This window comes from Bacillus sp. C1, from assembly GCF_054570475.1.
Map to the genome: position 1 here is coordinate 121,683 of NZ_JBTMZT010000007.1, position 23,035 is coordinate 144,717.

At 34.7% G+C, this 23,035-nt stretch carries 20 protein-coding genes and 1 pseudogene; 7 read left to right on the forward strand and 14 right to left on the reverse strand.

The window, feature by feature from the left end:
• Positions 1 to 197: 197 nt before the first annotated feature.
• The 3 genes from ACX5JI_RS18665 to ACX5JI_RS18675 all read right to left on the reverse strand — a co-directional run bounded on the left by ACX5JI_RS18665 (position 198) and on the right by ACX5JI_RS18675 (position 3,045).
• On the reverse strand, positions 198 to 1,460 hold the full coding sequence (locus tag ACX5JI_RS18665; RefSeq protein ID WP_459502540.1) for a sensor histidine kinase: 1,263 nt from the start codon (positions 1,458 to 1,460) through the stop codon (positions 198 to 200).
• The gene (locus tag ACX5JI_RS18670) at positions 1,457 to 2,128 is read right to left on the reverse strand and encodes a response regulator transcription factor (RefSeq protein ID WP_459502541.1); all 672 of its coding nucleotides are present in this window, start codon (positions 2,126 to 2,128) and stop codon (positions 1,457 to 1,459) included. The genes ACX5JI_RS18665 and ACX5JI_RS18670 overlap by 4 nt, the downstream gene beginning before the upstream one ends.
• A 650-nt stretch (positions 2,129 to 2,778) precedes the next feature.
• Positions 2,779 to 3,045, reverse strand: coding sequence for a hypothetical protein (locus ACX5JI_RS18675; RefSeq protein WP_459502587.1), 267 nt, complete (start codon positions 3,043 to 3,045; stop codon positions 2,779 to 2,781).
• An 88-nt stretch (positions 3,046 to 3,133) separates the two neighbouring features.
• Here ACX5JI_RS18675 and ACX5JI_RS18680 point away from each other — a divergent pair, with 88 nt between their 5' ends.
• From ACX5JI_RS18680 to ACX5JI_RS18705, 6 genes and pseudogenes are all read left to right on the forward strand, one after another.
• On the forward strand, positions 3,134 to 4,123 hold the full coding sequence (locus tag ACX5JI_RS18680; protein ID WP_459502542.1) for a beta-ketoacyl-ACP synthase III: 990 nt from the start codon (positions 3,134 to 3,136) through the stop codon (positions 4,121 to 4,123).
• Positions 4,113 to 5,276 (forward strand): ATP-grasp domain-containing protein, encoded by a 1,164-nt coding sequence (locus ACX5JI_RS18685; protein WP_459502543.1) that lies wholly within the window; start codon positions 4,113 to 4,115, stop codon positions 5,274 to 5,276. Before ACX5JI_RS18680 ends, ACX5JI_RS18685 begins: the two co-directional genes overlap by 11 nt.
• A complete protein-coding gene (locus ACX5JI_RS18690) occupies positions 5,273 to 6,259 on the forward strand; it encodes an NAD-dependent epimerase/dehydratase family protein (RefSeq protein WP_459502544.1) in 987 nt (328 codons plus the stop codon). Before ACX5JI_RS18685 ends, ACX5JI_RS18690 begins: the two co-directional genes overlap by 4 nt.
• The gene (locus tag ACX5JI_RS18695; protein WP_459502545.1) at positions 6,256 to 7,107 is read left to right on the forward strand and encodes an MBL fold metallo-hydrolase; all 852 of its coding nucleotides are present in this window, start codon (positions 6,256 to 6,258) and stop codon (positions 7,105 to 7,107) included. Before ACX5JI_RS18690 ends, ACX5JI_RS18695 begins: the two co-directional genes overlap by 4 nt.
• Positions 7,100 to 8,436, forward strand: a pseudogene (locus ACX5JI_RS18700) (F390 synthetase-related protein). Before ACX5JI_RS18695 ends, ACX5JI_RS18700 begins: the two are co-directional and overlap by 8 nt.
• Entirely contained in the window at positions 8,433 to 9,578 is a 1,146-nt protein-coding gene (locus ACX5JI_RS18705) for a hypothetical protein (protein ID WP_459502546.1), read from the forward strand. Before ACX5JI_RS18700 ends, ACX5JI_RS18705 begins: the two are co-directional and overlap by 4 nt.
• Positions 9,579 to 9,627: 49 nt before the next feature.
• Here the strand turns inward: ACX5JI_RS18705 and ACX5JI_RS18710 are convergent, their stop codons facing one another.
• The 3 genes from ACX5JI_RS18710 to ACX5JI_RS18720 form a co-directional block, all read right to left on the reverse strand.
• A complete protein-coding gene (locus ACX5JI_RS18710; RefSeq protein ID WP_459502547.1) occupies positions 9,628 to 10,458 on the reverse strand; it encodes an ankyrin repeat domain-containing protein in 831 nt (276 codons plus the stop codon).
• Complete coding sequence (locus ACX5JI_RS18715; RefSeq protein WP_459502548.1) at positions 10,431 to 11,375, reverse strand: alpha/beta hydrolase family protein; 945 nt, start codon at positions 11,373 to 11,375, stop codon at positions 10,431 to 10,433. Before ACX5JI_RS18715 ends, ACX5JI_RS18710 begins: the two co-directional genes overlap by 28 nt.
• A 186-nt stretch (positions 11,376 to 11,561) precedes the next feature.
• Positions 11,562 to 11,816: a hypothetical protein gene (locus ACX5JI_RS18720; protein WP_459502549.1), complete on the reverse strand. Its 255-nt coding sequence runs from the start codon at positions 11,814 to 11,816 to the stop codon at positions 11,562 to 11,564.
• A 247-nt stretch (positions 11,817 to 12,063) separates the two neighbouring features.
• On the opposite strand from ACX5JI_RS18720, the gene ACX5JI_RS18725 reads away from it, so the two are divergent.
• Positions 12,064 to 12,858 carry an EcsC family protein gene (locus ACX5JI_RS18725; protein ID WP_459502550.1) on the forward strand — a complete coding sequence of 265 codons (795 nt, stop codon included), beginning with the start codon at positions 12,064 to 12,066 and terminating at the stop codon, positions 12,856 to 12,858.
• Between the two features lie 154 nt (positions 12,859 to 13,012).
• Here ACX5JI_RS18725 and ACX5JI_RS18730 read toward each other — a convergent pair whose 3' ends face one another.
• From ACX5JI_RS18730 to ACX5JI_RS18765, 8 genes are all read right to left on the reverse strand, one after another.
• A complete protein-coding gene (locus ACX5JI_RS18730; protein WP_459502551.1) occupies positions 13,013 to 13,279 on the reverse strand; it encodes a YnaG family membrane protein in 267 nt (88 codons plus the stop codon).
• 213 nt (positions 13,280 to 13,492) lie between these two features.
• Positions 13,493 to 13,804, reverse strand: a complete 312-nt coding sequence (locus ACX5JI_RS18735; protein ID WP_000587631.1) for a heavy metal-binding domain-containing protein — start codon at positions 13,802 to 13,804, stop codon at positions 13,493 to 13,495.
• 362 nt (positions 13,805 to 14,166) lie between these two features.
• On the reverse strand, positions 14,167 to 16,470 hold the full coding sequence (locus ACX5JI_RS18740; RefSeq protein ID WP_459502552.1) for a binary toxin-like calcium binding domain-containing protein: 2,304 nt from the start codon (positions 16,468 to 16,470) through the stop codon (positions 14,167 to 14,169).
• A gap of 120 nt (positions 16,471 to 16,590) precedes the next feature.
• On the reverse strand, positions 16,591 to 17,649 hold the full coding sequence (locus ACX5JI_RS18745; protein ID WP_459502553.1) for a sensor histidine kinase: 1,059 nt from the start codon (positions 17,647 to 17,649) through the stop codon (positions 16,591 to 16,593).
• Positions 17,646 to 18,359 carry a response regulator transcription factor gene (locus ACX5JI_RS18750; protein WP_459502555.1) on the reverse strand — a complete coding sequence of 238 codons (714 nt, stop codon included), beginning with the start codon at positions 18,357 to 18,359 and terminating at the stop codon, positions 17,646 to 17,648. The genes ACX5JI_RS18745 and ACX5JI_RS18750 overlap by 4 nt, the downstream gene beginning before the upstream one ends.
• A gap of 526 nt (positions 18,360 to 18,885) precedes the next feature.
• A complete protein-coding gene (gene floT / locus ACX5JI_RS18755; protein ID WP_459502556.1) occupies positions 18,886 to 20,445 on the reverse strand; it encodes a flotillin lipid rafts scaffold protein FloT in 1,560 nt (519 codons plus the stop codon).
• Positions 20,446 to 20,457: 12 nt separating this feature from the next.
• Entirely contained in the window at positions 20,458 to 21,006 is a 549-nt protein-coding gene (locus tag ACX5JI_RS18760) for an NfeD family protein (RefSeq protein ID WP_459502557.1), read from the reverse strand.
• A 343-nt stretch (positions 21,007 to 21,349) separates the two neighbouring features.
• Positions 21,350 to 23,002, reverse strand: a complete 1,653-nt coding sequence (locus ACX5JI_RS18765) for a SpaA isopeptide-forming pilin-related protein (protein ID WP_459502558.1) — start codon at positions 23,000 to 23,002, stop codon at positions 21,350 to 21,352.
• Positions 23,003 to 23,035 lie beyond the last annotated feature (33 nt).

The following is a 23,035-nucleotide window of genomic DNA, read 5'->3' on the forward strand; positions in this document are numbered from 1 at the left end:
CCTAGGTTAAAAGACATATTTCAATAGTTGCGTTATCCACAAATATAACCATTTAGCTATTTTAAGAAGAAGGTAAATCGGTTACAATTTCTTCCTTTAGTCCTTCTCGTTCTGTGTAACTCCTACTATAAAAAACTTTTCTTAACTTTCCCTTAAAAAAAGACGACCTTGAAAAAACAAGATCGTCTCTAATTTCTTTATATTCTTTGATTTTTAGGTAAAATCACTTCAAAACAAGTACCTTCATTAAATCTACTCTCTACCCTGATTTCCCCATAGTGTTTTTCTACAATCCAGTTTGCAATTGAAAGACCTAATCCGGCACCTTCTGATTTCGTTCTTGCTTTATCTCCTTGATAAAAACGATCAAATAACTTTGGGATATCATCTTCTTTTATACCAATTCCATTGTCTTTTACCTGAAACGTAATTGAACTACTTGTTTGCATACAGGCTACTTGAATCGTTCCACCAACATCAGTATATTTCATCGCATTGTCTAATAAAATGACAACCATTTGATGAATTCTTTCTTTATCACCAATAAAAGATACTTTAGATTCAATTTCCAATGTCATCTTTTTCTCTTGATACGCAGCAATTTCTGTATAAGGATCTACTACTTCCGTTACTAATTCATCTAGTGCAAATTCTTTTTTATCCATTTCAATTTGATTCGAATCCGAACGAGCTAATAATAATAAATTAGCAACAAGCTTTGATAACCTTCTACACTCCTTTGAAATGGTAGAAATATCAATTGCCTTTTCCTCTATCGTGGCAAAAGGGGACAAAAATAGTACATCTGTTTTAGATTGAATAACCGCTAGTGGCGTTCTTAATTCATGAGATGCATCAGAAACAAACTGTTGCTGCTTTTCCAAAGAATTACGAATTGGTACAAGAGCTCTTCCAGCTAAGAAAAAACCCATCCAAATTGCACATAAACTTCCTACACTACACCCCACTATAAGAATTAGTAATAACGTATGCAACATATCTCTTTCGGCAGTTGTATCGCGTACAAGTTGAACCGTCATTTGTCCAAATTCAGTATTATGCTGAAAAGCCAATGCTCGAAAACTCTTCCCCTTGATTTTAATATCCTGAAAATCCTCCAATTTTTTTGGAAAAAACACTAAAGGATTTCCTTCAAAAACAGGATCAATAAACTTACGGTTCTTATCTATTAGGGCTACTTTTTTTCCATGCCATAACAGTACAGTAATCCTTGGATCTCCAATACGAATATCCTTAACAGATCCTTTTGAATTAGACTCAGCATTTTTCTTCTCTTTTGCTTTAAACATTTCTAGTGAATTATCTACTCCACTATAAATACGATTATATGTATAACCATAAATGATACTCCCTAAAACTCCAATTAATATAATAAACACTAATGAATTTAAAATTGTAAGGCGAATGCGTGTTTTTTGAAACATACTCATCCTCTTCATTGTTCTTTTAACATATATCCAATCCCGCGAATGGTTTGAATATCTTTCTGATAACCAAATGGCTCCAATTTTTTTCGTAAGTGATGAACATACACTTCAACAATCGCTACCGTCGTATCTGAATCAAATCCCCAAACACGATCAAAGATTTGTTCACGCATTAAAATCTTTCCACTATTTTGAATGAGATACTCTAAAAGTTCATATTGCTTTAATGTCAATTTAGTGGTTTCTCCATCCACTTGAATATCCTTGTCCTTTCCAAACAACTCGATTCCACGATAATTAATAGTTCGCTTTGTTGTTAAATTACCACTTCTTCGTAATAAAGCTCGAATTCTTGCTTTCAGTTCTGGCGCTTGAAATGGCTTTATTAAATAATCATCCCCTCCAAAGTCCAAGCCCTTCACACGGTCCTCTAAGGAATCTTTAGCGGTCAAAAATAAGACAGGTGTTTCAATTTTTTCATTCCGTATTCTTTGAATTACCTCAAAACCATCGATTTCCGGTAACATAACATCAAGAAGGATTACATCATAAATATTTTGTAATGCCAAAAATAGCCCATCTTCCCCATTCGTTGCTGTATCAACTTCAAACTCGTCGCGTAAAATTTGTGTAATTGATTCTAATAAAGGTGCATTATCCTCTACAACTAATAAGCGCATATCACTTTCTCACCTTTCATCTAACATAAAAACCCTTTATATCCACTAATAAAGGGAAACTGCCTTTACTAATCAGGCTTTTATAGGCAGAATAAATAATTACTGTTACCATTATCATAATAACAAAAGAGAGCAGTTCAACATACTTATCTCTACTTCCAAACAATTTCTAGTCTTGTATCCGAACAATTCAATTTGCTTCGCAATCTTTAAATCCTGTGTAATTAAAATAATTATATATCATTGCCTATGTAGGCTTGTCATAACATGAATAATTTCCCAGCTCGTTCCCCATCCACTGTTCTATATATGGTTATGAAAGTAATTTCTTAACTTTACCTTAACAAAAAGGAAAATTCACATCTTACAACACTGTAATCTCTGCATCACCTAATTCGATAGTTGAAAGGTTTGCTGCCCGCTATACTTAAAGTAAGATATGAGATGACAAAAATGATTGAAGTTGTAGTAGCGATGATAGAAGTTTTCGTAAATGGGAAACAAGTTGCAATCGAGTTAAACAAATAAAGAAACGAGAAAAACTACTATGCCATATATAATTACATAAAAAGAGATAAGGTTTCATCATTCTTTTAATCCCTTATCCTCTTAATAGGAAAGCCGTGTCTTTTTACAGATACGGCTTTCTTTCATTTTTGACTTGTATGGTTCGAAATACTAATTTCCCAATCTGTTGTTTTTGTTGCTTCATCCAATGCCTCTTTACTATTTTCCCCATCATACATTGCTTCTAGCGCTTTTACATGCAGCCCAGCTCCCCACATAACTTCTTTACTTTCACCGAACTTTTGGGCGGGAGTCTTACTGTCCAAAAATAGCGGGATACATTTAGTGCTGTCTTTTCTTACAACGACACAAATGAAATAGAAATAATTTATTAAAATACTAAATTTCACAAAAGTATTTTTTCCATATTTTCTCTATAATAATATATAATATGATAGAATTTTATAAATTTATGAAAAGATTAAGAGGCGATAGGAAATGAAAAGATATATTAAAATAAAAGGAATTGGTACATATTTGCCAAAACGAAAAGTAGATTCTTTTGAAATAGATCGTATGCTAGGTGTCCCAGAAGGCTGGACATTAAAAAAGGCTGGGGTGAAAACACGATACTTTGTTGATGATGAAACATCTTCTTATATGGGGGCTGAAGCCGCGAAAAAAGCTGTAGCAGATGCTAGTTTAACATGGAAAGATATCGATTGTATCATCTGCGGAAGTGGAACAATCCAGCAGGCTATTCCTTCTACTGCATCACTTATTCAAGAACAACTTGGTCTACAGCATTCTGGTATCCCTTGTTTTGATATCAACTCAACGTGCTTAAGTTTCGTAACAGCACTTGATACAATTTCTTATGCAATTGAATGCGGAAGATACAAAAACGTTGTTATCATTTCCTCTGAAATTTCTTCTGTAGGATTAAATTGGGGACAAAACGAAAGCAGCATTTTATTCGGCGATGGCGCAGCAGCCGTTGTTATAACAAAAGGTGATCACACTTCTTCCATTATAGCTTCTCATATGGAAACGTATAGCTCTGGTGCACATCTATCGGAAATTCGCGGCGGGGGAACGATGATTCATCCTAGAGAATATAGCGAAGAACGAAAAGAGGATTTCTTATTCGATATGAATGGCAGAGCCATTTTTAAATTGTCCTCTAAATATATGTTAGATTTTATCGAAAAACTACTTATGCATACAGGTTATTCGTTAAATGATATCAATTTAATTGTTCCACACCAAGCAAGTGGGCCAGCTATGAAGCTGATTCGTAAAAAGCTAGGTGTCGATGAGGATCGCTTTATGACTATTTTTGAAGACTATGGGAATATGATTTCCGCATCCATTCCGGTCGCTCTTTTCGAAGCAATTAAACAAAAGAAAGTGCAACGCGGAGATAAAATATTATTACTAGGTACTTCTGCTGGGCTTTCTATCGGAGGCGTTCTCCTTGAGTACTAAGAAAACAGTATTAATTACTGGCGCACGCGCACCAGCAGCATTGCATCTATGCAGGCTGCTCAAGAAAAGCGGTCATACCGTTATTATTGCCGATAGTATTCCCTATCCATTAAGTAAAGCTTCAACGAGTACTGATTACTTTTATGAAATTCCTTCTCCAAAATGGAAAACAAATGAAAGTATCGATGCACTGCAATCCATTATTCAAAAACATGATGTAGATTCCTTGCTTCCTACTTGTGAAGAGATATTTTATATATCTCGACATAAAGATGAGTTAAGCCGATTATGTCATGTATTCGTAGATGAATTTCAAAAGCTTTCATTACTCCATAATAAGTGGGAGTTTATTCAGTTCGTAACGAAATTAGGGTGGCAAGTTCCTGCAACGTATAGAACAAATAACGAGCAAGCCATACAGGCAATGATTCAGCATACATCATCCGCCACTCCTTTTGTACTAAAACCTATTTTTTCTCGTTTTTCTGATAAAGTAGCATTTATTACAAAAGAAGATGTTGTAAAGGGCATCGTGGTAGACAAGCAAAATTATATTATTCAAGAGTTTATAAAAGGAACACAGCATTGCTCCTACAGTATTGTCCAATTTGGGAAAGTGTTAGCTCACTCTGTCTACAAAACGGAATTCACGGCGGGTTTAGGCGCTACCATTGCGTTTGAACATATTCATCAACCAAAAATCGAACAATTTGTTGGGCATATCGTAAAAGAGCTAAATTTCTCTGGGCAAATTGCCTTTGATTTTATCATTACAGAAGATGGAAATGCTATTCCAATTGAATGTAATCCACGTACCACAAGTGGATTACATTTATTCGATGAGGAAATATTATCCGCTTTTTTTGATAAAAAAATGAATAATACGCTAATTCCAAAAACAAATTCTGAGTGTGCAATTCGATTAGCAATGCTTTTATATGGAACTCCCCACTTAAAAAGCAAGCAAACACGTAAACAATGGTGGGAAGTTCTATGTTCCTATCCAGATATCATTTATAGTCGCTCTGATAGGAAACCATTTTTTTATCAGTTTTATAGCATGTATAAATTATGGCGTGAAAGTTGTAAACATAAACGGACTATTTTGGAGCAAACAACATATGACATATCATGGGATGGTGAAAATTTATGAAAATGCTAGTAACTGGTGGAACTGGTTTTCTAGGACAAAAACTCGCTTTTCGATTAGCGAGTATGGGCTATGAAGTAACAGCAACCGGGAGAAATAAAACAATCGGTAAATTATTAGAACAAAATGGAATTGAATTTGTACATTGTCCCCTTGAGGACAGGAATCGTGTTCTACAAGTTTGTAAAGATAAAGATTATATCTTTCATAGTGGTGCCCTTTCTTCTCCTTGGGGCAAATATAAAGATTTTTACAATACGAATGTGTTAGGCACAAAGCATATTATCGAAGGAAGTCAAAAGTCTGGCATAAAACGCCTTATCCATGTATCAACACCCAGTATTTATTTCTATTATGATGAACGACAAGATGTAGTAGAAAATGCGAAGCTTCCTGATACATTTGTAAACCATTATGCGAAAACCAAGTACATGGCCGAACAAGCTATTGATCAAGCGTTCAATCATGGTTTACCAGTTATCACGATACGTCCACGTGCTTTATTTGGCCCAGGAGATAATGCCATTCTTCCACGCCTTATTAAAGTATGTGAAAAAGGCGCTCTACCGAGAATTGGTTCAGAAGATGTACTGGTTGATATTACATATGTCGAGAATGTTATAGATGCCGTACTTCTTTGTATGCATTCCCCAAAACATACATTAGGAGAAAAATACAATATAACAAATGGCGAACGTGTAAATTTATATGAAGTAATTGAGAATGTAATGAAACGCCTTGATAAGGAGGTACAATATAAAAAATTTTCCTACAAAGCCGCTTTTACACTAGCTGCTATACTAGAAGGTATTTCAAAAACTATTTTATTCGGTAAAGAACCTATTCTCACAAAATATACTGTTAGTGTTCTTTCAAAGAGCCAGACATTAAGTATTGATAAGGCTAAAAAAGAACTAGGCTATGCTCCAAAGATTAGTATAGAAGAAGGAATCACAAAATTTGTAGAATGGTGGAAAACACAATGAAAATCAAATCTTTAAAGCTATACGATACAGGATATTGCACACACCCTGAAAAAGTTGCATATTCCAAGGGGAGTTGGAAACAAATTTGCTTTCCAGCTACAGTGGGATTACTTCAACATCCAAGTTTAGGTTATATTTTGTTTGATACCGGATATGCTCAGCACTTTAAAGAAGCGACCAGTAAATTTCCTTACTCTGTATATGCAAAACTTACCCCTGTTCATTTTACAGCGGAGCAATCTATTAAACAGCAACTACTTCTTGATGATATTCAACCAGAAGAAATTAAATATATTATTCTTTCTCATTTTCACGGTGACCATACAGCAGGGCTACCTGACTTTCCAAAAGCCAAAATACTAACCTTTGCAAAAGCTTATGAAGATATAAAAAAAAGAAGTAAATTTGGGGCTCTATTAAAAGGTTGCTTAAAAGATACATTACCAATTGATTTAGAACAACGGATGACATTCATTGATCAAACCCCACCATCGAGCTTATCTCCTACATACGGAAAGTTTGAAGAGGGTTATGATGTATTTGGTGATGGTTCATTACTCGCTGTTGATCTAACGGGGCATGCAATTGGACAATTTGGTATATTTGTCCATTTACGTAGTAATAAAATTGTTTTTCTTTGTGCAGACGCAGTGTGGCTCAGTAAAACATATGAAAACCTTGTATTTCCAAGTAAGATTGCCAATCTTTTAACTGGAGATGCAAAATCTTATCGTCACAACATTGAAAAGTTGCATCATTTATCGCAAATATCACCAGAAATTGAAATTCTTCCAACTCATTGTGAACGCACATGGAATCAAATTAAAGCAGGGGTGTACTATGAATAAATTACGGATTCTCCAGCAATATTTGAAAACAAAATATCGCTTACGATTTTCAAATCGCAAGCAACTAGAACAATTTCACAAGAAAAAAATAACCAAACAACTTTTGTTTACTATAGATCAGTCTCCTTTCTATCGTCAATTATATACACCTTTGTTAAAAGAAATCGAAAAGGGAAATTTGGCTGCACTCCCCATCATTGATAAAGAAGTAATGATGAAGCACTTTGATACGTTAAATACAGTTAATATTTCAAAAAAAGAAGCCTTTCATGTCGCGTTTGAAGCTGAAAAAACCCGGAATTTTTCTCCAACTATTCGTAATATAACTGTTGGGCTATCATCAGGCACTAGTGGAAATCGCGGAGTTTTTCTCGTTTCAGAGGAAGAACAAACAATGTGGGCCGGTTCTATTATCGGTAAAGTACTTCCTTCTAGCATTCTACATAAACATACAATCGCTTTTTTCTTACGGGCGAACAGCAATTTATATGAGGCAACGAATAATAAGCGAATTTCGTTTCATTTTTTTGATTTACTAGATTCGTTTCATCAACATATCGCTCGACTAAATGAAATAAATCCATCTATTTTAATTGCACCTCCTTCTATGTTGCGAAAAATCGCTCAGTGGCAACAAGAAGGACTTATTATCATTTATCCAAAAAAATTATCTCTGTAGCAGAAGTACTTGAAGATATTGATAGGGAGTTTATCAGTACAATTTTTCAACAGACAGTACACCAAGTTTATCAATGTACAGAAGGTTTTCTTGCTACAACATGTAAACATGGTACATTACATATCAATGAAGACCTTGTTCATATTGAAAAAGAATATTTAGATCAAGAAAAAGGGATATTCGTTCCCATTATTACTGATTTCATGAGGAAGACACAGCCTATAATTCGCTACCGTCTCAATGACATATTAATTGAGAAAAAAACAGCGTGCACCTGTGGCTCTCCCTTCTTAGCCTTAGAACGAATTGATGGTCGATGCGATGATATCTTTATCGGGATAAGCGAATTTGATAAAAGTGAGGTATCTATTTTCCCTGATTTCATTCGAAGGGCGATTATGTTTGCATCTAATGAAATTCAAGAATTTAAAGTGATTCAGCACAGCATAGACAAAACTGAAATTAAACTTAAAATACCACCTGAATATTTCAAATCATGTAAATCAAATGTGATACAAGAATTACATAAACTGTGGTCCACTAAAAAATGTGTTATACCACTTTTCTTCTTTTCACATTACGATATTCAATTATATGATAAAAAATTAAAAAGAATAGAAAGCCTTATAAAACATGGTGAGCGTATATGATTAAGCTACATAATGTTCATTCCTTGTACAGCATCGACTGGTCTACAAAACGAGATGGAGCATATGTAAGAGACAGCTTCCTGCCCCTCTTACAAAATGGCATTACAGCATTTATTGAAAATGTTAACACGCAGCTATTTCTATTAGAGATTGACGACCTCATCTTACCAATTACTGTTAATAACGAAGAGTTTAACAATTCATATGTATGTTCTCCTTATACACATTACATATCCTATGCACTAGAAGAGTTATGGGAATTAAAGAAACCATGGTTAGAGAAATTACTAACCTATCCGATTCATCTTATCGGAAGCTGGCTACGCCGAACGAATATTAATAAAGTAATTGTAGTGAATAATTGGATGCTCTCAACAAATCTCTATCATTCTATAAATAAACAGCAAATCGAACAGATTACGAATTTACTTGTTAAAAAATTTCCAGAGCATACGATTCTATTCCGTTCTTTAAATAACAAATTATATCCTGCAATTACACAAGCATTATCTACAGTAGGCTACAATAAAATTATGTCTCGTTCCGTATACTTATTTGATCCAAAACACTATCCAGAAATGAATCGAAAAGAAAGAAGAGACTTATTAAATGATAAAAGTTTATTAAAGAAAAGCAATTATGAAATAATCACGAATGAGAGATTAACAAAAGGGGACATTTTACAGGTTTCCAAGTTATACAATCAACTATACATTGAGAAATATTCCGATCATAACCCAATGTTTACACCAGCTTATTTATGGAATGCGCTTCAGCATCATTTATTTGAGATAAAGGTCATAAAAAAAGGAGATACAATTGATGGTGTCATTGCTTATTTTATTCGAGATGGAGTTATGACTACCCCTATACTTGGATATGATACAAATGCTGACCAGCAACAAGGCTTATATCGCATTCTTTCCCTCCTTATTACAATGGATTCTATCGAAAAAAATTTAATTTGTCATTGTAGCGCTGGAGCTGGAGAGTTCAAACGAAATCGTGGTGCAAAACAGCAGATTGAATACAGCTATATATATAATGCTCATTTGCCACCTAATCAACAAAAAGTATGGAAAGTATTAAGTTGGATATTAAATACATGTATAGAGCCAATGGCAAAAAAAAATCGATTTTAAACAAAAAAAGAGATAAGATTCCCTCTTATCTCTTTTTCCATATCCTACATTATTCCGTAGGTTGTTTTATTATTTCATTTGCTCCAGCTAACCTTAACATATTTACAATCTCTTTAAACCCTCGCTTCTCTGCATGCTCTAGCGGCGTAACTCCATCGCGATCCACCATATTTACATCTGCCCCTTGATCAATGAGTAACTGAACAACTTGTTTATGATTTTCACTACCGTTTCCAAGAGCGATCGCTTCTAACAATGCCGTCCAACCAAGATCATTCCGATAATTCACATCAATATCGGTACGATTCAATAACTCTTTTACAACTTCCACATGCCCTCTTTCAGCTGCTGGAATGAGTGCTGTCCCACCATGACGATTTGTTTGCCTAATATTCGTTCCTGCATCAATTGTTAGTTTCACAATATCAACATAACCCTCTTTGCTCGCATAAAGGAATGGCGTTTCTTTATTTTTATCTTGCAACTCAATATTTGCCCCTGCAACGATCAATGCTTTCACTGTCTCAACATGATTATGATACGTCGCTGCCATGACAGGTGTTTCTTCTTTCTCCCCTGCTATATTTATGTTAGCCCCATCTTTTATTAATTCCATAACTGTCTCTGTATCACCCAGCGCTGCTGAAAGTAATAATTGCTTATCCATTAAATTCATACTTTTTTTCTCTTTACTCTCTTCTTCCTCTTTATGCGCCTTCTCTTGTTTTTTTTCATTTTTCACTTGAACCGGCTTAGATTCAACCTCTTCTTGCTTTTCACAAGCTACTATCATAATGAAAAGCCCTAATAACATACATAATAAAAACTTTTGTTTCCTCACAACTACAGCTCCTATGAAAGATAATGTTTTTCTAACCATCCCTTCATCACATGTAACAACTCTTCTTCAATAGATTTATCCATAAGCCCCTTATATTCCTTCATTAATCGAATCATTGTATGCTTATGTTCATAATTTCTTAAAATATGGTTCATGTTCGGAATGATATGCCATTCTGCTTCACCATTAACGTATGAAGCAATCTGTTTAGCATGCTCAGGTGGCACTTGTATATCCCTGTCTCCCGTAACTGCTAAAACAGGACATGACACTTGCTCTAAATATGTAACTACATTATATTGTAACTGTTCTCGTAGCCATTTTGCATTTACTTTTATACTTTTTAGCCACATAACAGCTTCATTCGACTCTTCCACCTTTTTCATAAGCACTTCATTTTGCCTTTTTATCCGCTCTGGCATCTTCAGCATTCTAGATAACAAACCAATGGACCCTGATGCGTTTTCTAACTCATTAGCAACTTTATTTATTTGTCTTTCGAAGAGCAATTTAGATGGTTCCGCGGCACCAGCAAGTAATAGTAACCCTGCAGCTGATTCTCTTACATAGACAGCTGGGGCAAGTAAAGCCCCTTCACTATGCCCTGCAATAATAATACGCTTCGGATCAATTTGCGGATGACCCTTTAAAAATCTAATCCAGGAAACCGCATCATCAATGAAATCTTTCACCCCTGCTTTATAATAATCACCTTTACTTTTATGAATACCACGCTTATCATAACGAAGCACTGCAAATCCTAGAGAGGTAAAATAATCCGCTAATTCTTTATATAAGTTTAACCGTAAACGACTTGTATTTCCATCACGATTTCCTTTTCCAGCACCACCAATGATTAAAATAGCTGGATACGATTCAGAATAATATGTAGGGAGTGTTAATGTTCCTTGAAGTGTATACGCACATTCCATCGTCACAAGCAGTTCTTTCCCCATGTTCATCTTCTCCTCACTGTTTTTCAGGAATCATATATAGTGAACATCGTCCTTCTTTCCTCATATATCCTATGCCTATATTACCAGAAATGAGAACACGTATATCATACAAACAACCGTTTGTATGATATACGAAGAACTATTACTAATAAAAAAAGATGTGTAGTAATTTCTACACATCTTTTATCATTCACAACCAGTAATCAGCAAATCATCCTCTAACTTAAGTAGCAATGTATCCACATCGATTTCCTGACCAACCTCTATATTTACAGATCGTATATGTCCGCTTATACCAACCTTAATTTCTTCTAACGTACCATCATTTTTTCGAACCGTCATGAGTTTCTCCCATTCGTATACGTAAGATGATTCATCAACAAAAATCTCTTCTACTGTTCCTTTATATGAACTACAAATCTCTTCAATCTTTGCTTTCATTCAAAATCTACTCCCTACTTCACGCTTCTCTATTTTCTCATCTATTTTATCACTCATGTAATAAACACATTATGTTTTTAAAAATTCAAAATTAAATTCATAAACAAAATGACAATTATGCGTTTAATAACGTTATTTCTCTAATTATTTACCATATTCCATCCTAATCCAAACTCCTAATTTTATTTATTATTCAAAAAATATCTACTAAAATAAAAGCGACGGTTATAAGAGAGTGAGGGGGAAAATGGAGTCACAGGAACTTTTATTAAAAGAAATCTCAATGATTGAAAAATGGGAGAGAGACCAAGAAGATCTTTGGTTCTTTGAAAAATGGGGAAAAATTCCGTTTGCTATTCTTGATAAGCTAACCCCAAAGTTTATCCATAAAAAAATTAATATCTTACTAGATGAGCTCATTCAATATCTCAACTCTGGAAGTAAATATTTAATTCATCCACAATCAACAATAGAGAAATTTGAAAATGCAACTTCTTTAACTGATATTCAAAGATTCTCTTTAAGTGAGATGGACGCAATCGTTGATAAAATCATCGAAAATAGAAAATCTGTTGCAACTGCACAAGGTGCCACAACTGGCTTTGGTGGTATTTTCACTCTAGCAATTGATATTCCATCAGTTTTAAGTATGTCACTAAATGTTTTGCAAGAAATTGCAATTTGCTACGGGTATAATCCAAAAGATATTCAAGAGCGGTTATTTATCGTAAAATGCTTACAATTTTCTTCATCTGATATTGTAGGGAAGCAAACAATCCTTCATGAATTAAAACATTTTGATGCTCGTGCCAATCACGACGACAGTATGTCTCAAATTAAATCATGGCGAGAGGTGTTTACTGTGTATCGTGACAATTACGGTTGGAAAAAGCTATTTCAGATGATTCCTGTTGCTGGCATGATTTTTGGGGCCTATTTCAACCGAAAAACAATTGAAGAAATTGCAGAAGTAGGAAAAATGTTTTATAAAAAAAGAAGAGTACTGGATAGACTAGAAGGAATGAAATACACTTCTAAATAGTTTCTAAAAAGGTGGACTGGTGCAAAGATAAAATAAAAAAGAATATACCCCATATATTTCTTGCACCAGAATCCCTCAAAAATTCCCAAAGATTTTTTTACGTTTTTTTCCCTTTTGAGAAGGTAACTCTATTTACATATAACTAAAATAGAAATCACATCGTTCCCCGTATCAGCAAAATAAAAGGAACTAATAATACTAACACATTTAATACTATCCCAATCTTTGCTCCATTATTTTTATCTACTTTATAAGAAAAAATAGCTAAAATAAATCCAATAGGACAAAGAAATAAAGGTAAAATAAGAGAACTCCCATGAAATACAGTCAAAATAATTTCATTTATAAAGTTAACTATGAGTAAGATTAATAACACTGGTATTAAAATCGATATAATTGTAGTTATCCCACTTTTCCCCAACAAAATATTCCCCTTTTTATTAAATGATTAATTGAACATCTTCTTTCGCTAAAAATATACCATAATTGGAAATATTAACACTTCAAAAAACACTAAAGTAGCTTAAAGAAAATAAGATATTATTTCCTTTCAGGTGTTTCACCTTTCTAACTTTATAAAAAAGAAAAAGCACCTCGCTCTTAACAAGGTGCTTTAGCAATTATACTTTTTATTTTATACACGTACGGCTGTACCACTAACAGCAACCATTAACATTCCATCACGAACGACCTCGTAGTCTACATCAATACCAACAATCGCATTTGCACCTTTTTGCTTCGCAAGAGTTTTCATCTCTTCCATTGCAATATCACGAGCTTCTTTTAATTTACTTTCATATGCACCAGAACGGCCACCGACAACGTCACGAACAGAAGCAAATAGATCACGTACGATATTTGCACCCATAATCGCTTCACCGTTTACAATATCAATATACTCGATAATTTCTTTTCCTTGAATCGTTGAAGTTGTTGTTATAATCATGATTGACACTCTCCTATAATATCTAAAAATTTACTAGTATTTCTTATACCTTTATTATCACATTGAAATAATAAATGAACCATCTAATAACCTTACATAAAGATGACAGTTTTGTAAGATTTCATAGGTGAGGACTGATAATCAGTGGCAAACCCTTCATCCCCACTGATTATCAGTCCTCACCAACTAGAATTTTACGGGCAGTAATACTTCTACTCTTTGTTTTTAAGCAGGAGTATTACTGTCCGCTCCACTAACAAGATAAACTTAACTTTTATTAATTGTTACCACACGTAGCCTTCAAATATGCATAGGTCGCTAAGTCTTCTAAAATCATACTTGCGGCCTTACAATCTCTTACTTTACTTAATACTTTCTAATTCCCATTTATGGTTATTACCTGGTGAAGTTGTATGCTCAGGTTTTAAAATAAACTCACTAGCTGCTACAACTGGGGCGCTACCATTATCTGCAACAGTACTTTGCCACTTATTTTGTCTAAATGTGATATAAGTAGAATCAGATTTTAGATAGAAACTCTTCTCATTAGGAAGCTTGTCTAATTTAATAGAAGATCTATTGTTTTCAGTATCTAACCAGTTATAATCATAACCATTTCCAATATTTAAATACTGGTAACCACTATAACTACTGTTAGTAAATTTAAGGAACACTTCTTCATCTTTTTTGAATGGTTGTCCTGGTTTAGGCTGTCCTTTTCTTTCTATGATTACTGGTGTTGCTTGAATGTCTGCCCCATGTATTGCCTTTTGTATAGGACCGAGTCTCAATCTATCCCAATAGGACTGAGGTGAAAAGTGTACATATCGCCCATTAATTGTTTGGCTTAAACCAATGTGCCAATCCTCCTGTACACCTTCACGTATGTTAACATTCGTCTTTAAATAGTACTGTTTTCCTTCTAGAATAGGTTCTCCGGAATTATCTACTACTAATTTATCGATAGCCTCTAGATAGCTTTTATTTGAAACAAGAGGCACAGAAACTTCAGTTTTATTATTTTGGACATCATTGAGTTCAAACTTAACCGGAGTTTCTCCAAGAGCTCTTTTGTTTACTGCTAAGTCTACAGGTTCATTCTCTTTAGATTCATACACATTTGAATTCTTATTTCGAACTAATTTTACCTTTTGTTGCTTACCTTCTTTATTATTAACCGTAACAAAGATTTCTTCACTTATATTAAATAAACCTGGTATAACCGATGCGTAAATCTTTTTCTTGCTATAATCATAGCTGCTATATGATAGAGTTGGTCGTAGTGCGCGGTTATCAAAGAAACCAAGGTTCACACCTCGTTCTAAAAGAGAACGATTCGGACCATAACGAACTAGATTTTTGTTTAACTGACCATTCACTACAGCGTTTACTGTCCAAGCAGAACTATCTATCCCGCTATTTTTTAAAAATTCGTCCACTGAAAGGTTATAATCAACGCTAGCAGGTTTTGTTTTATCCTTTTTTGGTGTATACACTCTAAATTTTGGTATAGAACCCAAATTTGTTTCTACTAATGTAGTAGAAGCATTTACATTAGACGCAAAATGCGCCCAATCTCCTAAATTTTCAAACTTTCCATCTTTCATTGTATACACATTCATCGTACTAGTAGGCAATACTTCAATAGAAAGAGGTGCCCCTTGTTCTACTGCTTTTAATTCATCCAGTGTTAGGGAAATTTTCACATCGGCTTGACCTTCTACACTGTCCATTAAAATTTCAGTTTTATTGTTTCCTCCTTTTTCTGTAGTTAACAAGTTGGCTTTATAACGGTCTTGTGTTGCCTTTACAGTATTGATAATTTTATTTCCTAATCGAATGTTAAAGTGAGGTGAAACATCCCCAGCAGATGCTGTACCCGTATTTTTATATTCTAGATGGAAGCGCACATTTGCTGCTTTAGCTGAATCAACAGTTGTTGCTGTTGACCAATCAAAACTATTAGAGATACTTTCTGTTTCCGTTTTTGTATTAGAATAACCATACCCCACATTTAACGATCCTTTTCCTGAAGGTACAGGACCCGCTGCTGATCCCTCAGCACCGGCTTCACCAGCTAAACCTATATTAAAAGAATGTTGTACAGATAAACTTTTTTCCCAACTCTTAGTACGTGATTCACCATTTGAATCTGTAATACTAGCAACTGGAGTAATATCGATGCGTTTTACAGCAATTTGTAGATTTGGTACATTCGCAATCATGGGATTGAAATCTACATCAGAATCACTGCCATAATGCTCCACTTCATAGCTATCTGTAAAAGGATCTCCATCTGAGTTTGCACTCCTAGGATTTGTTATAAATCTCTTTTCACCAAAGTCTTGCTGTTGATCCCATAGTTGTGCTTCATTTTTTCCTATCTTTTTATTAAATACAATTTTAAATCCTTTTTCTTCTACATCATTAGGAATGCCATCATTATCCCAGTCATTATTTTCCTGAGGCTCTTCCATAATCATGATTCCCTTTTTTTCAGAACCATCATAAATAATCTTTTGCCCTTCCTTCACATTTTTATCTTCTTTAAAAGTTTCCACTTTTCCGCCTTGTTCAGGTGTTGTTTCAGCTAAAGTAGGGGATGCTAAAGTCAGCGCCATTGTTACACTACTTAATACCCCAAGTGTTGGTTTTAATTTCTTCATCGTCATTTTTCTCCTTGTTTTCTAGATGAGTTCGAACATCTACTAGTAAGATTAACTTCATCATAGCTAACAAATCTTTCATTTCTCTCTCATAAATGTTACAAAAGTCTTTCAACCGTCTTATTTCTTTTCTGATATAACGGGAAGAGTAAACCAAAATTCACATCCCTGTCTTCCATCCGGGCGATCCTGAACACCAATTTCTCCCTTGTGCATTTCAACTAGCGATTTTGCAATGGCGAGTCCAAGTCCAGATCCTCCAGATTGTGAACTTCTTGATGGGTCTGTTCTGAAAAAACGATCAAATATACGTAATTGATCATCGTAAGAAATCCCTTCTCCTTCATCACGCAAAGTGAATTTGACCTGCTGTTTCTGTTTATTTTCCTCTACAATTAACTCGATTGTTCCAAACGTAGGAGAATGCCGAATTGCATTATGTAACAAATTACTAATAACCCGCGCTATTTTACATGGCATAACCCAAAGTCGTGGCAATGTATCCGAAACGCGTAATTGCAACTGAATATCTTTTTCCTCTAGTAAAATAGAATGCGCATCTAGTACTTTTAATAGAATGCTATCTACATGTGTTAAACTTGGATGAAATGCTTCTTGTCCAAGCTCTAACTTAGAAAGATCGAACAAATTATTAATTAGTCCACTTAATCTTTGTATTTCGTTTAGAATTGTCGTTAAGTACTGCATTCTCATGTTAGGCTCCTCAATTAAGCCATCCTGTAACGCTTCTATCATCAATTGTATACTAGCTATAGGAGTTCGTAAGTCATGGGAAATATTCGCAATCAGCTCTGTACGCGCTTTTTCTCCCTTTTCTAACTTAGTAAAGCTTTCTTCTAATTTTTTAGCCATTTGTTGAAAAGCTGTCGCTAACTCTTTAAATTCTTCTGGCTCTTTTCCTATTATGTACATCGTTCCAAATTGTCTATCACTAAACTGTTGGGTTAATGCAATTAAATTTTGAATAGATCTCATAATAGGACGTGTCATTAACCAGTAAATAATCGTTGAAACAATCATTGCTACAATCACAATTACGATTAATAATTTTGTTTGTTCCGGTCTAAGTAACATTCGCCTTTCACTGTACCAAATAGAAATTAACATGATACTTGTACTTAATAGATTCATCAATAATAATTGGTTACGTAATTTCATGCTTGACTTCCTTCCTCTGGCTCAAAGCGATAACCAATGCCCCACACTGTATGAATCCAACGGTTCTTTGTTGTATGCTTCTCCAATTTTTCACGTAAACGACTCATTAACACAGTTACTGCATTTGTACATCCTTCATACTCAAAACCCCAAATTTGTTCAAGAAGTTGAGAACGTGAAAATACTTGTTTTGGATGTTTTGCCATTATATAAAGCACTTCAAATTCTTTCACTGTTAGCTCAATTTCATATTCACAAACAAATACACGCCTTTTTGCTGGACAAATCTTTAAATCTAAAAACTCTATCATTTCCGACACTGGTTCTTGCATTTGTATTGTTACATAATTTCCTCTTCTTAATATAATTTGTACCCTTAATACTAATTCACGAGGTGAAAATGGCTTTGTCACATAGTCATCTGCGCCCATTGTTAATCCCAAAATTCGATCTCTTTCTTCTCCCCTAGCGGTTAACATAATAATAGGAACATTAGAATGTTGGCGAATTTCCTCACATAGCTCCCAACCATCTTTTTTCGGCATCATCAAATCTAAAATAATTAGATCTGGTCGATGTTGTTGAACTACATTCCAACCTTCCGTTCCATTTGCAGCGGTATATACTTCATATCCTTCTCTTTCTAAGTATCGCTTGCAGATTAATCGGATATTATCTTCATCTTCTATGATTGCAATTCTTTTTTTCATACATAAAAACTCCTCTGTTCCTTATAAAAACTGCGATAATTGCACACTAATTAAATTAATTCCGTTTCTCTAACGCTATTTTCATTCCTTTTGAAATTCTTCGATGTCAGGAATGATTCAAAATACTTCTTCCATTGAAATGAGCTTGTTTAGTAAAGGATATTAATCTTTCCATACTTGTACATCTTTACTTTCAATTTCCTCATCTTTCTAATCCTCCTAATGTTCTTATAGCAAGTCGTGTAACGAATTATAATTAAATATATTTCAATGTAGTTTAACACATAATCATTTCTCCATTAATCTATGTTTGCTTTTTTCAAATTAAATTTAACACATTGAAGAAAATAACATAATTGCATGTAACAGAATGAGCCTGTCCAAAAGTAGAAAGGATTCATCCATCAATTGTTTGCACTTATATCATCCAATATAATTCCACTAGAAACATATGCGCTATATTCTCTTTTATTTTCTCTTTACATTAGAGCCTAAAAAGGCCCCTAATGCTAGGGGCCTTCCTTTGTTATTTTTCAGTTTTCTCGTTTTCTTCCACTACTTGCACAACAGGCTTTTCACTTACTGCTTGCTGCACCGCACCTTTTCCAGCAAAACCTTCTAATAATTCTTTCAAATCAATACCAGAAGATGCTTTTAACGTTTCTTGCATCGTTGCCATTAAATCTGTTGCATATCCTGCCACTTTTCCAGCGCCGCTGTTTTTTCCACCGCTGCCTGTATCAACAACAGTAATTTTGTCAATGTTGCTAAGCGGGCTTGCAAGTTCTTTTGCGTAACTTGGAAGCATTTTAAGAACCATATCCATAATTGCTGCTTGCCCATATAATTCAAAGGCTTCTGCAATTTTTTGTTTTGCTTCTGCTTCCGCTAAACCTTTTAACCTAATAACATCCGCTTCCGCCGTACCTTGTGCTTTTTGAACCTCTGCTTTCGCTTGCCCTTGCGCTTTTTCAATTTCTGCTTTCGCTAAACCTTCAACGCGTACTTCCTCTGCGCGTGCTTTTGCTTCTGCTTCAATCTTATATTGATCGGCATCTGCTTTTTTCATTTGTCTTACTTTTTCTGCTTCCGCTGATTGTTCAACCGCATAGCGATCAGCATCTGCCTTTTTCTTTACTTCCGCATCATATTGTTTCTCGCGACGCGCAATTTCTTTTTCTTCTAATTCAATTTGTTTTTCACGCTCAATAATTTTAACGCGCATTTGTTCTTCTGTTACATTTTGTTGTGCTTTCGCTTGTTGTAATTCATAAGAAAGATCCGCATCAGCACGTGCTTGTTCTTGATCTCTCTTATACGATTGTACTTTTAACTCTTTATGTTTTTCAGCTTCAGCAATTTGTGCATCACGTTGATACTCAGCTTCTTTTGCTTCTTTTTCCGCGCGAGCTTTTTCAATACGTGCTTCTTTTTCGCGCTCTGCATTTGCAATTGTTGCATCACGCTTCACCGTCGCAATTTGTGGTTGGCCAAGCGCATCTAAATAACCATTTTTGTCCATAATTTCTTTAATGGTAAAGGAGACAATACGAAGCCCCATTTTCTTTAAATCAGTTGAAGCTACTTCATGTACCTTTTGTGCAAATTGTTCTCTATTACTATAGGCATCTTCCACTGTCATGGAAGATAAAATAGCACGTAAATGGCCTTCTAATACCTCTTTTGCTTCAACCTTTAACTCTTCTGTTTCTTTTCCTAAATATTGCTCAGCTGCCGTCGATACTTCTTCAATTGTTGAACCTACTTTAATAATCGAAACACCATTTACTGTAACCGGTACCCCTTGCTTCGTATACGTATCACGCGTTCCAACTTCTAACTTGTAGTTTAATAAACTAAGAGGTTCTCCTCGTTGCATAATTGGTACAACAAACGTACCACCACCGCGAATAATTTTAATTTTCTTTCCGTCATCCGTTGTAACAACATTCTTTCCGCTTCCAAGCCAGTTTCCAGTAACAATTAATGCTTCATCTGGACCAACTGTGCGGTATTTTGTAATAAACACCAAAATAAGTAAAAGTACAATTGCGAGTAATACACCACCGATAATTAATGGAATCATTCAAATTCCCCCTTATAACTTTGGTTTTTTTAAAGAATAAGCGATGTTTTGTACAAGCAAAACACCATCTTGAACTCCCTCAATCATGACCTCAGTTCCTTGCATAATATCTGTCTTTCCGATTGTCTTAGCCATTATCGCATTGCTTCCAAATTTCGAAGAGACCAATACTTCTCCAAACCCTTCCTTTGGTATTGTAATAATCACTTCTCCTTTGCAGCCAACAAATTCATCCATACGCTGTACTGTATTTTGTTCCGCTTCTGCAATCGGTTTTAAAATCAATATCTTCATTAAAAAAACACCGATAAAAGATATGCCAAAAGAAAGACTAAAAATCACAATACTATTCCAAGAAAATAAATACTCTCCGATATAACTAAACCCACAAAGCATTGCAAAGAAGCTAAGCAGTAACGTTACAACGGATGTCGATCCACCTCCGAAGCTAAATAGCGATTCAAATATATCTCCAAAAAAGATATAAATAACGGTAAGTATGGTTGCAATAATAAATCCATATAAATAAATTATCTCAAGTGGATAACCAAACAAAGTCATTCCTTATCCCCCTTTCACCATCGCTTCTCTCTTTGTTATATGTATGCATCACCTCTTTCAAAAAACTCCTTTTCTTAATTTTCAGTTATTTTACTTTTTAAAGAAACCTATGTACGGTAGGCTGCTTAAAAAAGAACAGGAGAAGCCTATGGTGTCAGACTCCTCCTAGAAAATAACCGTTATATTGTATATCTTTATAATATATTATTTCCAATAAAAAGTAAAGTTGCTGTTAATTGGTTTATCACCAAAAGATGAGGTGACTCTGTTAATAGAAATAAAAAGAGGAAAAGCAATTTGCTTCTCCTCTTTTCATTTATTACCTATTTGATTTTATAACAATTTAGTTATTTACAGCTTTTCTTCTGAAGAAAATAAATGCTGCTGCAGCCATTAATGCGATACCTACTACAGAGAATAGGATTGTTCCCATACCACCTGTTGATGGAAGGATCCAGCCGCTCTTATTATTTTCTACGTTTAATTTGATCTCTTGCTTATCTGCATTAATTGTTACGTCGATTGGATCTCTTAACAATTGGTAAGATCCTGTTGAACCATCTTCTTTTGTATAAGTTGGTGCTTTTGTCTCAACGATTTGGTAATCTCCGTAAGGGATATGATTCCATGTAATTAGACCACTTGCATCTGATACACCTTTTACTGGTTGTCCTTCTACTACTACCACGTTACCGTCTTTATCGCGTAATTCAAACTCTGCACCTGCTAATGTTTTTCCATCTTCACTATCTACTTTTGTTAACTGAATGCTACCAATTGTTGGTGTAACAATAACTGGTTTTGTTTCCTTTTCACCCGTTACATCGTTTTTGTTTGTAAAGTCAATTGTTGCTGTATTCGGGATTTCTGTTCCTGCTGGTACGCCTTCTTTAATTTGCGCTACGATTTGTAAATAGAATTCTTTTTTACCATCTAATTTTGAAAAATCTTTTACTGTCGCTGTTACTTGTTGACCATTTACAACTACTTCTACTACGCTAGAATCTACTACTACACCATCAATTTTCACAACTGGTGTACCGATAATGTTTAAGCGATCATCTACATTATCTGTTACAACATAGTTTTTGTAGTCTTTAATATCTTCTGGAATTAGTGCTTTAATATCATAGTTATAATCTTTTAACGGATTAATCCCTAAAAACTCTAAATCGGTATTAATCTTTTTATCAATTGTTGGCTCTAAATAGTTTGTGATTTCTACTGGTACGACAACACCAGAAGTAATGCTACCATCTGCGTTAATTGTACCTGATTCTTTAATCGAGAATGCATGTTTTGTTGAGTCTAATACATATCCTGCTGGTACTGCTGTTTCTAGGAAATAATAATCACCATATTCTAAACCGTCTACACGAATTTTCCCGTCAGCACCTGTTACTAAACCTGCTTTCACTTCTGTACCATCTGCTTTAAAGATAGAGAATGTTGCACCTTCTAGTACTTTACCTTCTGCACCTTTTTTCGTTAATTCTACTGCACCGCGTTTTGTTTCGTTCTTTGGATAGATGTGTACATCATAGTTTAATGCAGCACCATCTTTACTTGTCATTGGCACGTCAACTGTATACGTATTTGTGTTTAAATTAACATGTGGTGGACCAGCAATTTCTTTTACTTCATAACGACCTAGTGGTAGATCTGGGAATACCGCTTGCCCGTTTGCATCTGTTGTTACTTGAATTGGCGTACCTGTTGCTGGTGTTACAGATTCTGCTGCAACTGTTCCATCGCTATTAATTTTGTTAAATGAAGCAATTTGCTTAATTTCAAATGTTACGCCTGGTAATGCCTTTGCATCTGTAACAGTTTGACCTGCTTCCCCTGTTGCTTCTCCTGTTGTTGCACCTTTTTCTTGTTCATACTTGTGGATCGTTAAAGACCCTTTCGTTGGAGCTGCTGCATTTGCAAACATACTTGGCAACGTTGAGAACGTTAATACAAAAATTAATAATAGACTTAAAATCTTTTTCATTTGCTTCTCCTCACTGTCCCTATAAATTTTCGA